Origin of the sequence: Sinorhizobium medicae (assembly GCF_007827695.1) — a bacterium.
Taxonomy (GTDB): Bacteria; Pseudomonadota; Alphaproteobacteria; order Rhizobiales; family Rhizobiaceae; genus Sinorhizobium; species Sinorhizobium medicae.
The window spans coordinates 1-12,639 of record NZ_VITA01000046.1 but is presented as its reverse complement, the minus strand read 5'-3'; the positions used below and the strand labels follow the sequence as shown (position 1 = coordinate 12,639).

10 protein-coding genes and 3 pseudogenes are annotated in these 12,639 nt (G+C 57.8%); all 13 read right to left on the bottom strand.

Annotation, left to right across the window (positions count from 1 at the left end; all coding sequences use genetic code 11):
- A pseudogene (locus FB009_RS32010) lies at positions 1-92 on the bottom strand (NIPSNAP family protein); the annotation flags it as partial.
- A 5-nt stretch (positions 93-97) separates the two neighbouring features.
- Complete coding sequence (locus FB009_RS32005) at positions 98-1,561, bottom strand: aldehyde dehydrogenase (protein ID WP_024312491.1); 1,464 nt, start codon at positions 1,559-1,561, stop codon at positions 98-100.
- A gap of 5 nt (positions 1,562-1,566) precedes the next feature.
- On the bottom strand, positions 1,567-2,607 hold the full coding sequence (locus FB009_RS32000; protein WP_011970938.1) for an LLM class flavin-dependent oxidoreductase: 1,041 nt from the start codon (positions 2,605-2,607) through the stop codon (positions 1,567-1,569).
- Positions 2,604-3,539 carry a flavin reductase family protein gene (locus tag FB009_RS31995; RefSeq protein WP_018210192.1) on the bottom strand — a complete coding sequence of 312 codons (936 nt, stop codon included), beginning with the start codon at positions 3,537-3,539 and terminating at the stop codon, positions 2,604-2,606. The genes FB009_RS32000 and FB009_RS31995 overlap by 4 nt, the downstream gene beginning before the upstream one ends.
- Positions 3,536-4,369, bottom strand: a complete 834-nt coding sequence (locus FB009_RS31990) for an alpha/beta fold hydrolase (protein ID WP_018210193.1) — start codon at positions 4,367-4,369, stop codon at positions 3,536-3,538. The genes FB009_RS31995 and FB009_RS31990 overlap by 4 nt, the downstream gene beginning before the upstream one ends.
- Before the next feature lie 18 nt (positions 4,370-4,387).
- On the bottom strand, positions 4,388-4,990 hold the full coding sequence (locus FB009_RS31985; RefSeq protein ID WP_011970941.1) for an amino acid synthesis family protein: 603 nt from the start codon (positions 4,988-4,990) through the stop codon (positions 4,388-4,390).
- 463 nt (positions 4,991-5,453) lie between these two features.
- Positions 5,454-6,149: a GntR family transcriptional regulator gene (locus FB009_RS31975; protein ID WP_018210195.1), complete on the bottom strand. Its 696-nt coding sequence runs from the start codon at positions 6,147-6,149 to the stop codon at positions 5,454-5,456.
- A gap of 1,106 nt (positions 6,150-7,255) precedes the next feature.
- Entirely contained in the window at positions 7,256-8,917 is a 1,662-nt protein-coding gene (gene noeB / locus FB009_RS31965) for a nodulation protein NoeB (protein ID WP_018210196.1), read from the bottom strand.
- A gap of 6 nt (positions 8,918-8,923) precedes the next feature.
- A complete protein-coding gene (gene noeA, locus FB009_RS31960; protein ID WP_127582344.1) occupies positions 8,924-10,354 on the bottom strand; it encodes a nodulation protein NoeA in 1,431 nt (476 codons plus the stop codon).
- Complete coding sequence (locus FB009_RS31955) at positions 10,332-10,547, bottom strand: hypothetical protein (RefSeq protein ID WP_011970946.1); 216 nt, start codon at positions 10,545-10,547, stop codon at positions 10,332-10,334. Before FB009_RS31955 ends, noeA begins: the two co-directional genes overlap by 23 nt.
- 196 nt (positions 10,548-10,743) lie before the next feature.
- Entirely contained in the window at positions 10,744-11,295 is a 552-nt protein-coding gene (nodL, locus tag FB009_RS31950) for a nodulation O-acetyltransferase NodL (RefSeq protein ID WP_011970947.1), read from the bottom strand.
- A gap of 206 nt (positions 11,296-11,501) precedes the next feature.
- A pseudogene (locus tag FB009_RS31940) lies at positions 11,502-12,471 on the bottom strand (heavy metal translocating P-type ATPase); the annotation flags it as partial.
- 73 nt (positions 12,472-12,544) lie between these two features.
- Positions 12,545-12,639, bottom strand: a pseudogene (locus FB009_RS31935) (cytochrome-c oxidase, cbb3-type subunit III); the annotation flags it as partial.

The following is a 12,639-nucleotide window of genomic DNA, read 5'->3' as shown; positions in this document are numbered from 1 at the left end:
TTCTGGATGGCGATCCCCTCTTCCTCGACCACCTTCAAATAGGTGGGGATGGCGCCGTTCTTCAGTCGATAGGTGCGGATCTCGTAAAACATCGCTCTCACCGCATCACGAAGGGATCAGGAATTGGATCGTCCGACGTCCTGAGCCAAACGGTCTTGCTCCGGGTATAGTCGAGCGCCGCCTCCAGGCCGCCCTCACGCCCGTGACCCGAGAGCCCGAAGCCGCCGAAGGGCGCGACCGGGGAGACCGCCCGATAGGTATTGACCCAGACGATTCCCGCGCGAATTCCCTTCATGAGGCGGTGCGCTCGGGTGAGATTCTGCGTAAAGACCCCGGCTGCAAGGCCGAAGCGGGAGCCGTTGGCGAGATGGAGAGCTTCAGCTTCTGTCTCGAAAGACAGAACCGAGAGCACAGGACCGAAGAATTCGTTCTCGAGGGACGGCGATGCGCTGCCGTCGCAATCGAGAATGGTCGGGCGATAATAGAACCCGGTGCCCTCCGGCGCTGTGCCTCCGGTCACCAGCTTCGCGCCAGCAGCCAGCGAGCGTGCGATAAGGGCCTTGACGTGGTTGCACTGGCGCTCCGTCGCGAGCGGTCCCACCTCCGTCGACATCTCGAGCGGGCTGCCGATGCGAATTGTCTCTGCCTTGGCCTTTAGGATCTGCAAGAAGCGGTCCTTGACACTTTTTTCGACGATCAGCCGTGAGCCGGCCACGCAGCTCTGCCCGGTCGCGGCAAAGATCCCGGCGATCTGGGCATTGGCCGCACTTTCAAGATCTGCGTCGGCAAAGACGATAAAGGGCGATTTGCCGCCGAGCTCGAGCGAGGTCGAGGCGAGATTTTCCGCTGAATTGCGGACTATTTGGCGCGCCGTCTCCGGCCCGCCAGTGAAGGCTATGTGATCGACCTGCGGATGGCGGCTGAGCGCCGCGCCGCATGATGGGCCGAAGCCGGTGACGATGTTGACGACACCGGCGGGAAAACCCGCCGCATGCACCAGCCGGGCAAATTCGAGAAGCGGCGCCGGCCCGTCCTCCGAGGCCTTCACCACCATGGTGCAGCCGGCCGCCAGTGCCGGACCGATCTTTACGGCCGAAAGGAAAAGCTGGCTGTTCCACGGCACGACCATGGCCACGACGCCGATCGGCTCGCGGCGCAGCCAGACATCCATGTCGGGCTTGTCGATCGGCAGATAGGAGCCCTCAATCTTGTCGGCGATCCCGGCGTAGTAGCGATAGTAGTCGGCGACATAGGCGATCTGCGACGAGGTCTCGCGGATGATCTTGCCCGTGTCGCGGGTCTCCAGCTCGGCAAGTCTTCCGGCATTCTCAGCGACGAGATCGGCAAGCTTGTAGAGGAGCTTGCCTCTCTGCGTGGCCGTCAGTGTGGACCATGACTGGTCGTGAAGGGCGATACGTGCAGCCTCGACGGCACGATTGACGTCCGCTTCCCGTGCCTCTGGCATCTCTGCCCAGGCACGGCCGGTGGTGGGATCGATGCTTTCGAAGCGGGCTTCGCCGTCTGCGAATTCACCGTTGATGTAACACTGGAAGCGCTGCATGTGCCCTACTCCGCAAATGCTGGCATGACATCGGCGATGAAGCGTTCGAGCGAAGCCTTCTTGCGCTCGAAGGTCATGCCTGTGTCTATCCAGAAGGAATATTCGTCATATCCCATTGCCTCGTAGCTCTTGATGCGGGCGATGACCTCGTCGGCTGCGCCGACGACGTTGTTGCGTCGCATTGCCTCGCCTGAGAGCATGGCATTGGCGGCAATTTCCTCGTCCGGAATCCGATCAATGAGGCCTTGTCTGATCGGTCTTTCGTTCTTGAACCAGGCGAAGAAGTAATTGTAGTATACGCTCATCTCATGAGCTGCCTGCGCGATATCCGCCTCGTCGGAGCCGACATAGGTGTGCCGCAGCAGCATGATCTTCGGGCGCGGGACCTCTGGATCCTTGGCGCAGGCGTCGTTGAACCGTCCCATCAGGCTCCGAACCTCCTCGTCGTCCTGCCAGAGTGGCGTCACCTGCACATTGCAGCCGTTCGAAACGGCAAACTCGTGCGAGTTGGGGTCGCGCGCAGCAACCCATATCGGCGGATGGGGCTTCTGCAGCGGCTTCGGTGACGAGGTCGTGGCCGGAAACTTGAAGAACTCGCCGTCGTGGGCGTAATCACCCGCCCAGATCCCCTTCACCGCCGGAATGAGTTCGCGCATGCGCTGCCCAGCGCTCCAGGCGTCGAGGCCCGGCAGCAGCCGCTCGTACTCGAAGGAATAGGCGCCGCGGGCAATTCCGATGTCGAGGCGACCCTCGCAGATCAGATCCGTCATTGCGGCTTCTCCCGCGAGCTTGATCGGATGCCAGAAGGGCGCGATCACCGTGCCGGTTCCAAGCCGCACGGTCTTAGTGCGGCGGGCAAGGTCGGCAATCGTTATGAAGGGATTCGGCGCAATGGTGAACTCCATTCCATGATGTTCACCGGTCCAGATCGCGTGCATGCCGCCTTTGTCGGCGACTTCGCACAGCTTGATGAATTCTTCGTAAAGCGTCCTGTGGTCTTGCGAAGCATCCAGGCGCTCCATGTGAACGAAGAGTGAGAATTTCATGAGTGTACGTCCTTCTTCGCGATCGGATGGACCGTGCCGCCGGTCTCGTCGCCGAAATACATGCCGAAATTGCCGATAGAGCTTTCGAGTACGAAACGATTGATGATATCGGCGGTCGCACTGCTGCTGAACTTGGCCGCAGCGAGCTCCGCCGGCCTGAGAAACCGGCCTTGTCGTGGTGCACCGTCGCTGGCAAGCGCGTGGTAAACGATGTTTTGACGACCATCGCTCTTGTCCTCGTAAACCGAGTAGAGAAATCCGATGGTGACGTTCAGCCCGGTCAGTTGTTCGAGATAGGCGGCGAGCGTGCGCGCAGGATCGCCGCCTTCGACGGTGCAATTCGGAAGCGACAGGGTTTCATTGCCTGCCAGAAATACCGCGCCCTGCTGTTCGAGCACCGCACCGAGACAAATTTCTCCCTCAACGGCAGCGGAAACCGCCTTTCCTGCCAACCTCGGCGTGAAGTAGCCGCCCCGGGCGTAACCCAGGCCATTGAGGCCGCTGTTTTCGAAGGCGGTAACGCGACCGATTATGATGACATGATCGCCCGCCTCGATGATGTCCTGCATCGAACACTCGAACCAGGCCGCCACATCTGAGAATATCGGGCAGCCGTCCCGGCCAAGCCGCCAATCGACCGTTGCAAACCGATCCTCCACGGGGCGGGCAAATGTATTCGAGACGTCTTTTTGCGTTTCGGACAAGACGTTGATGGCGAAACGCCCTGCCGAAGTCATCGAATCATAATTGCGCGAGCTCTTGGCAAGGCAAACGAGCAGCAGCGGCGGATCCAATGAGACAGAGGTAAAGGAATTGGCCGTAAAGCCGATTGGCTTGCCTGCCGCATCGCTCGCCGTCACCACCGTCACTCCGGTTGCAAATGCGCCGAACGCGTCTCGCAAGGCTCTCGGGTCGAAAACTTCCGCAGTCATCTCGGTTTCTCCCTGGAAGTCAGCCATTCGGACATCAACGCGTTGACGATCTCGGGGGCGGTTAGATTGACCATATGTCTGTGACCATCGACAATGCGTGCCCATCCCTTTGGCGTCACAGACGCCATCTGTTTGGCCATTTCCGGTGTCGAATTCGGATCTCCCGAGCCCGTTAGGAAGAGAGCCGGGCATTCGACGGACGGCCAGCAGTCTGCATAGATCTCATCGCCCCCCGCAAAGGCGGCATAGGCAATCGCGTATCCTTCCGGATCGACCATCTCCAACCATGTTCGTGTTAGCTCTCGAGCACGTTGGCTCTCCGGATCCTCGCCGAACCACCGCTCCAAAGGCCCTTCCGCGTCGACCCCGTTTTCACGGATAGCTTCAGCGCGCGCCAGGACTGCAGCTTTCGCCGCGGCGTCGCGGCGATAAACGCCGTTGAGGTAAGCGACACGAGTGATCCGGTCGGAAAAAGTTGCCACCGCGCCTCCGGAAATAAGTGCACCCATCGAATGTCCGGCGATACTCGCCCGTGCGATGCTCAGGTCTTCCAGGAAGCAGCCAAACCAAGCAACGTAGTCCCGCAACGTGCTGCCCGCTGGGATTTTTTCGCTTGCGCCATGCCCCGGCATGTCTAATGCGAAAACCCGGTGGGTTTTTGCGAAAGCCTCGATTTGGGGCGCCCAAGCCTCGAGGCGCATGCCGACGCCGTGAATGAGGATTAACGTCTCTCCATCGCCGGCTTCGAAGTAGGCGGTGCCGCGCGCAGTGGTCTTGCGCGGAAGGGAGGCGCCGCCCTCCCCGGATGTGTGTGATGTAACCGTTTGCATCGAGGTGTCCACCGCCGCTCAGACACCGGCCGGATTGGTGACATCTTGCCCAAGCTCCTTCAAATCCTCGTAACGGTCGCCGATCCGGTGATGAGGACGTCCGCCAGTCGAGGCGCCAAGAGCCACCACGATTTCATCGGCGGCTGGGGCATCGGGTACTGCGGTCTGGATTGTCAGGTAGTGCGAACGGCGCCCCTCGTCGTTCTTGTCCATCAGGGGGATCATGATGGGGGCATTGGCAGGGCCGCGCGTATTGCAGAAGGCCAGGTATGATTTGGCGCCAACCGCTTGGCGATAATGATTGCCGAAACGCAAGGTATGGATGAGCGCCGAGGCATGCTCGATTTCGCCATCGATCCCGACCACGGCGGCTTTCCCATAAGCTTCAACCGCCTCGGCGGAGCCAACGGCATCGATAATCATCCTAGTTAAAAGCTCGCCCAGTACCGGTGCCGCTCTGTGAATCTCCGGCCTCAGATCCTCGACGAAGCCGTGCCCAGCCCACGGATTTTTCAACACCGCCACCGCCGAAAACAGCTTTAACGGCTGAGGGGCGGCTTTCCCGCCCTCGATTAGGGTCGTTTCCATCTGGAGCAGCGTCTTGCGGATCTGAACGGGCATAGGACATCCTTCCTGTGAGCTATTTGGTCTTATGGTATGCCATCATATAACACAGTCAAGTGGCTCTTCAACGCAAAGCCCGAATTCCGGCCAAGTGCCCGATTTTGGTAGGAAAAAATTTGCGATTGAGGGCGAACGCAAACCGAGCGCGTTGATCGCGGTCGGTTTTTTGCAGCGGAATGCGGGGGATGCGCATCGTGCGCAAACCCGAGCACGTCAGCAGCGGCCACGTTAAGCGGCGATTCTGAGGCGTTCAGGGATGGTGTTCAGGCGGCGGCACAACCCGAAGGATGTTTCATCGAGCAATGACCGCCACATCATGCTGCACAAACGCTTTGGATTACCCAACGACTGCAATCAGAAGAAAGGAGGCGCCAGTTGGCTCATGGCCAACGAGCAGATCTGACAGCCAGTCTGAGGTGGGTAGAGTCAGCCTTCGTCGCCGATCGTAGTCGTAACCTCGTCAGTCGCCCGTCTGCTGCGCTGAGAGTACGGCCTCCGCGATGACGGAAGCTCTGGCGACATGATCAAGGGCAGCCGTGTAAGCCGCTTCGCCGTCGCCTTTTCGGATGGCCTCAACGATCCTTTCCATCTGTGCCGGTCCTTCGACGTCTCGATTTCTAGTCTTGATCGTCATGGAACGAAGATGGTTGATCCGGACGGTCAGCAGGCTGACGACGCCCCAGGCAACGTGGCGATCGACCTTGGTAAAAAGCGTCTGGTAGAATGCGGAAGTGTGATTGAGAACCGCGGGCATATCCTTAGCAGCATAGCTCTGGCGGATGCCTTCCAAGGACGCTTCAAGGGCTGCAACAACGGTCGAGTCGTTTCGCTCCGCACAAAGTCGGGCGGCCATCCCTTCGAGGGCGCCGCGAATTTCGTAGATCTGCTTCGCTTCATTCAGATCTAGACGCGCGACGATCGGCCCTTTGTTAGGCAAGTTCGCGACGAGGCCCTCGGATTCGAGGTGCCGCAGCACCTCACGGACGATTGTACGACTGACACCGAGTCGCGCACACAGATCGCGCTCGACAAGGCGATCACCCGGTCTGAAATAACCGTCGACAATAGCGTCCCGCACCTTGTCGAGCGCCAGTTCCCTCAATGTTTTTGTCGGACGCTCTACCCGAATGGCATTCCCTGCCAGTGCATCGTTCATCGGCTCACCTCGTTTAAATTCGCCCAACCAGGTATAAGTTCCGCACGAGAACGAATCCGCCCTGCCGTATTATGGCGTACCAGTATATAACCTGGATGCCCCGCTTAAGGCAACTGCCATGATCAGTTGCTCGCGATCACTATCGCGTCGATGTTTCCGATGCGTAGCAACGGGACTCGTGAAGTCCGAATTGCTGGGCCGTGGCCGCACCTATTTATGATGCTTGATATCACCTCATCGAGCCAGGCTCATGAAGTCAAAGTTCCCGCCGCGGGGCGTGCTCACCATCTCGAGGTGTCGCATTTGACCCTTCGATCACTCCATGATCGTGTCATCGCGTGAACCCTTCGAGCATACCAAAAATTTGAGAAAGCCGCCTACCGGCATATCCCGCAATGCAGTTCGGGACCGCGACCGTCGTGCAGGTCTCAATGGGCGTGAAGGTGCTGCCTCGTGCCGCGCGTACATTGAACAATCCATCGGCGGTTGCTACTCAGTGAAGCTGCTCGTTCGTTCGGAACCACGTTGTGTCGTCGGCTCACGACGTTGTTCGAGAGAGGATAGTCGAGAGCCTTGATCCTTTGGCGGGCGGTCGTACACCCAGCTTTGCCGAACGAGACGCAAAGCGCGTCCGTTTCCAGGCAACACCACGCTGTCCGGTCTGATTCCGTACCCGAGATCGCCGGTGGTCCATTCCCTCCCCTACCCTCGGAGCAAGGGCGCGTTTGTCGACGTCGAGTTGCGCGGCCGAACGGACCGTGGCCACACAGACTTGCTTCTAGCTTCTAAGGTAGCGTGTTCGTCCCTAAATAGCTGAAACATAGTCAAGTATCTCTTGATCGACTGACGCGAGCCAGTTGGCCTGACTCTTCGACGTATACTCGTAGGCGCGCAAGCTGCCCTAGGTTCGACAGCGCGGAGATTAGCTCTTTCGCAAGCCGAGAGCGATTGACCCTGCCCGCAAGTTTATCCAATTTTCGCTCCAACCGTTTCGGGTTGCGCATTCGAAGCGGCGAGTTGCGGTGCGGAGCCCAGAAAGTGTGTGGGCCGTGGGGATACTAATGGGAGGCCCGCTGAAGCGATGAGTCTTCGATGCAGGCGATTGATCAATGGGACGCGTCAAAGTCATGCATCGGCATTATAGCAACGTGGTCTGGGTCGGTAATGGGTGCGTACAATGCTGAATCGTCAGATTTACCCTGCATAGATCCTACTACGGTCGGGGCGACCTCTGATACATTGCCACGGAACAGAGAAGCGTTTAACCACTGAACCGAGTGTAGCCTATAGTCCGTACCCGTCGCCACGCCGGGCTTTCTGACAGCGTAAAGAGCGGAATAATTGTCGACGTAATCCCTCGGAGACATAGTCTCGACATTTCTACCCGCAGAAATACGTGAGCCGTGGTCGCCATGAACGACTATCGTAGCGTCCTGAAATCTCTTATCGCTAAGAACCGCATTAAAGAACTTATCTAGTTGCTTGGCAAGACACAGCGTTTGAGCGAAGTAGAATCCATATTCTTTCACCCGCGCTTCATCTAGCTCTTGACCTGCCAACCCGCGGACTTCTGTAAGATATGACCTCTCAACCCAACGGTTCGTTGGTTTGCAATCTTTGTTGTAGACCGAGGGACTATGCGGAAATAGAAAATGAGCAAAAAAGGCGTTTCCACGACCTTTATCTAGAATCATGTTCTGGAACTGTCCGAGCCAGTAAGGGAAGGCTAGTTGGTCGTAAGACCGCGGGTGCCATTCTTGTAGTGCCGTTTCCTTCGTCTCCAGCAAGTTGGAGGCCACGAAGCCAACGGCTGCCATTGCAAGGCTTTGCCTGTTTCCCTCGATCAGCGCTTTAACATCCGCCAGCGAAGCGGAAGCGGGTGGAACGTCCCGGTATGGGCCGCCCTCGATCCGCTGCCGTTGAATAAATCTACTTCCGTCAAATGATGCGAAGGTGTGACAGTCGACTAGCGCTTCAGTTTTGCAGTAATCAAGATGAGCAGACTGGAAGACATTGACGGATAACCCTTGTCGATGCCACAGATTGAATAACGACAGTTCCTTGAACTTTGTTACCTCCCCCGGGTAGGCATAATGCGATCTATCGCCGGGAAAATTATAAGAATAGTCCATGTTCAAGGCGGCTGGTACTGAAACCTGAGTCAGAATGTGGCGACTGAAAGCCTTGGAATGGAGCCGGAACCCATGTTTCTGGAAAACCCGCGACAATGCGGCTTTGGCTTCTGCTCCATGGGGTAATCTTGTGTCAATCCCGGAAATGCCGATCATTTCATCAGTCACGATATAAATCACGGCCGGCGCGGATTCTTCGGCGCTCGCCTCAGTAATCAAGCCGCGATCAAGAACTGTAGAGCCCAGTAGGGCTACGGCAAATGCGGCCATCATACGGGGCACAGCGGCCATGAGCTTGAATAGGACCAGAATAAGTACAACCAGTCCAGCGAACGCCAACGCGGCGGCGCCCCCCATTCCTATGTGGTCTGCTAGTCTCCAGAAAACACCGTATGAAAGATCGCCAAAAAGGAAAAGGGTAACGGCGAGTGTGCCTGCTGTTACGACGTTGCCAACAGCTCCCCTTTTATAGCAAAAGGTTGCAATCATGCCCAGGGCGAGTCCAATTATGGCCACACAAGCGATGACGGCGTACCCTGCATCGCTTCTGGGGTCAATATACACTCCCTGAAACGCGTCAATGATCGGGCTAAGCAAGATTACCAGAGGTGATAGCAGTAAGACGATTCGCTTCATTTCTGCTTACTCCGACCTTTCGAACGTGTACAACGTTCGTTTGCTGCCGGATATTAAGTGCTTGCTCACCACCCGGGCTTTCTGGCTGAGCGCGCTTGCAAAAGCTTCTTCGTTGTAGTCACTGAAGATGTCCTCTCGACCCGCCAACATGCGTCGCACAGTCTCGTCCTCCTTCGGAACGAATTCGATAATGCCCTTTGGTGCAACTTGGGTCACCCATGCGACAACCTCGGCAAGGGGAACGTTGTGAGCGATTGCCAAATGATGTTCGAAGGCTAGCGCCAGAACAGCATCTGCCGAAAACCTTGAGCTGAACCCTTGACGCTCCCGTTCGCCCCACCCTTGGCTCGGCGATGGATTACGTGCATCAAGGTAGAGTGGAAGAAAGTTCTTTGATGTCTGAACTGACCGGTCGAACGCGGCGTCGAGCGCGTGCGGGTCGAAATCAAAGCCGATCGCCTTCTGTGCACCATTCTCCAAAGCTACGTAGCTAAAGTCACCGGTATTACAGCCAAGGTCGATTATAGTTCGCGGCTTGTGTTGAGCGACAAACTCTGCGACGTACTGCCCTTTGTCGCTTCTCTGGGTAGCTGTGTACGTGTTGTTCGCAGCGTATCCTTGCCAAACCGATTGTTTTCCAACATCAACTTTCAGTCCGCTGATCCAGCTGTAAAGTTGGGCGAGCATGGCGCGGAAGGCATCCTTAGGAAGCCGTCTCGCACGAGAGTCTCCAAGATCTACCTTGGTCTGCGATGTCCTAGATGACTGCAGCTTTGCAGGCAAAATGATATGCATGAACAACTTGTGGGAAAACCAATGTCGGGTACTCAGCAGCTTTACGAAATCCGCACTCGGCACCCCTTCGAGGTTGCCGCGATACCAGCTGTGATGCGTGATGTCGAAAACGGATCGTAGTAACAGTGGAACGAGGAACTGCTCACAAAACTGCTTATGTCCATACCAAAGCTGTCCATCGCGGTACGGCTTTATAGACAGATGATCGATGAAAGTTGGTCGTGACCCTTCAAACTGAACGTTATAAGCGGTCGCATCCGACAGGCAAAAACCCTGATCAAGTAGATCAAGCTGCAGTTGAAGATGAAAAAGCGCCGCCGCCTTCAATCCAGCAAACGACCACTCGTATGGGTAGGTGATTTGCTCCAGGAGGGGATGCTGCAGAACTCGAGCAATATTCCCTTGAAAAAGCTGATGAAGGCTCGGCTCCGCGTCTGAGAAGTCGACGAGTCGCCCTTCATCCACGAGCTGTCGCATTACTCTCTCAGCACTGGCAAACTCGATTGCAGCAGCCGAATCCATTGTCCGCAGAATGCGATCCTGGAAGTGGAAGACTTGACCAGACGGATCTCTAAAGGAACCGGCGACGCGTCCGGGTCTCGGTGCGGCCGCCACCAACTTACTTTCCGCCATTCTTGCCATTGTTCTCCCGGCCTAAAAAAGATCTGACAGCCCATCTGATCTTATTCCAGTATCCGGAGACAGCTGCTCCGCCGATCGCCAACGCACCGATCAAGCCCTGAACGAGCATGCTGCCCGTGCCGGGGTCGAGATATGCATGAGCTGGCACAATAGAAAGGATGAGAAATCCCAGAACACTCATAATTATCGGCATCGATATCCCCTTCGCATGTTGGTTGTTATTCAAGTTTTAACGGTGGTCAATTTCCTGTGCCTTCAGTGGCTGGTCCTGCTTCTGTTGTGCCCCGAACGTACGCAGGGAAGCGTCGCGGCCTCATCACAGGATACTTTCGGCTGAGCGCATAGAGAGCTCGAACCATCTGGCAAGCGCGCGACCAAGGAGCCGAAGGTCAGCCCCTTGCCCGAGCTGGGCTTCCCATTACTTTTGCGCCCGCAGGGACGTCGCGCGTGACTACGCTTCCCGCGCCAACGACCGCATGATCGCCAATGGTCACGCCCGGGAGGATGATCGCGCCACCGCCAATCCATACGTGCTTGCCAATGAGGACAGGTCGCCCGAGCTGCAGCCCCGCCTGCCGCTGCTCGGGGTCATCCGGATGATCGGCGGTATAGATCTGCACAGCAGGCCCAATTGCGGTCCCATCGCCGATCGTCACCTTTGCCACGTCGAGGATGACGCAGTTGAAGTTCATATAGGCGTGGGCTCCGATACTGATGTTGAAGCCGTAATCGCAGTGAAAGGGCGGACGGATAACCGCTCCAGGCCCAACCTCGCCTAGCCGTTCGCGGAGGAACAAATGCCACTGCTCGGCGGAATCGCCCAAAGTACTATTGTAGCGCTTCAGCCAAGCCCCAGCGGCCAGCAGGTCGGCTTGGATTTCTGGATCCGCTGCGTTGTACATCTCGCCTGCGAGCATCTTCTCTTTTTGAGTGCGTGTCATCGTCTCCTCTCAGAACGTCTTTGATAGTTGATAGGGGGTTGCCCGATGTTGACTATTGCATCGCCTTGACTATGCCCGGAGTCTTTGGCGCACACGCCCGCACTAACTTGAATTCTTTCGCCTTGCCTTCTATCGAGCACACTTGATGATTAGTAAAATCGATTGTTTGGATCACCATCATCCGCGCGGTGGATGACACCAGCTTTTCTCCCGCCTTCGGCCGCCTCCATCAGCCCCATGATCTCGACAAGGAAGGAGTTGCGCGACCGCGTCACCCGAGCTGACCGAAATCGGCTCGCTCTCGCAGTTGACGACCGAGCGGTCCAGGTCGCTGGTGCCGATACCACGCAGCCGTCGACGGTATCCCTTCGCCAGCAGCGATCATCAGTCGCTCGCCGGGTTCGATCTCACCGACGGCGCGATATTCCGGCGAGCCGTCGGCATGCAGGACTGTCGCGCCACGCGACGATAGCCGTGCGAGGCCGCGGATCGTGCGCGGCCGCGCATCATATAGTCGAGCGTCCGGCCGATGAGCAGGAAGAACAGAAGGGTCACGGTCTCGTCGAACCAGGCATGCTCCCCATGGCCGATCGTCTCGACATGGCATAGGAGAGAGTGACGGTAAGTGCGATCGGCACGTCCATGTTCGTCCGCCCGTGGCGGAGCGCATTCCAGGCGGACTGATAGAAGAAGTGGCCGCGTAGATCAGCGTCGGCCCCGCGATCATGGCCGAGACCCAGTGGAAGAGATCGCGTGTGGCCGCGTCCGCACCCGACCAGACGGACACGGAAAGCAGCATGATGTTGGCAGCAGCAAAGCCCGACACCGCGACCGCACGGATCAACTGCTTCAGAACGGCATCCCCTTCCCCCTCACCGGGCGTGAAGATATGCGTCTCGTAGCCGCGCTCGCTGATCGCGCGCACCAGTTCTCCAGGGTCGCTGCGCTTTCCAGCGACCTCCTCTTTCCAGACGATCGAAACGCGGCGGGTGGAGAGATTGACGCGCGTCCGTTCGACTTCGGATCTTTCCCACAACGCCGTCTCGATGGTGGTGATGCAAGCACCGCAGTGAACGCCGGCACGCTGAGGTCCGTCTGGCGCAACCCGCCTCCAAGTGCCCGGCTCGTCAGCCGAAGTTCTTCGGAAGAAGGGAGCCACTGACCCGTCCGCGGCAGTGAACAACTTCACAGAGGGAAGTCGTTGCGCCGGCCACACCGCTCTCGTTCGGCCGCCTGGATCTCCTATCCGCTACTCGCCGCCGCCGAGCGAATGAACGAAGACCGCAAGCTCTTTCACCACCGGATCGCCGAGGCGCGGCAGCCATGCGGGCATGACGCCGTGCT

Coding starts and splice junctions, on each gene's coding strand:
- FB009_RS32005 (WP_024312491.1), bottom strand. CDS start 1,561: ATGCAGCGCTTCCAGTGTTACATCAACGGTGAATTCGCAGACGGCGAA.
- FB009_RS32000 (WP_011970938.1), bottom strand. CDS start 2,607: ATGAAATTCTCACTCTTCGTTCACATGGAGCGCCTGGATGCTTCGCAA.
- FB009_RS31995 (WP_018210192.1), bottom strand. CDS start 3,539: ATGACTGCGGAAGTTTTCGACCCGAGAGCCTTGCGAGACGCGTTCGGC.
- FB009_RS31990 (WP_018210193.1), bottom strand. CDS start 4,369: ATGCAAACGGTTACATCACACACATCCGGGGAGGGCGGCGCCTCCCTT.
- FB009_RS31985 (WP_011970941.1), bottom strand. CDS start 4,990: ATGCCCGTTCAGATCCGCAAGACGCTGCTCCAGATGGAAACGACCCTA.
- FB009_RS31975 (WP_018210195.1), bottom strand. CDS start 6,149: ATGAACGATGCACTGGCAGGGAATGCCATTCGGGTAGAGCGTCCGACA.
- noeB (WP_018210196.1), bottom strand. CDS start 8,917: ATGAAGCGAATCGTCTTACTGCTATCACCTCTGGTAATCTTGCTTAGC.
- noeA (WP_127582344.1), bottom strand. CDS start 10,354: ATGGCAAGAATGGCGGAAAGTAAGTTGGTGGCGGCCGCACCGAGACCC.
- FB009_RS31955 (WP_011970946.1), bottom strand. CDS start 10,547: ATGCCGATAATTATGAGTGTTCTGGGATTTCTCATCCTTTCTATTGTG.
- nodL (WP_011970947.1), bottom strand. CDS start 11,295: ATGACACGCACTCAAAAAGAGAAGATGCTCGCAGGCGAGATGTACAAC.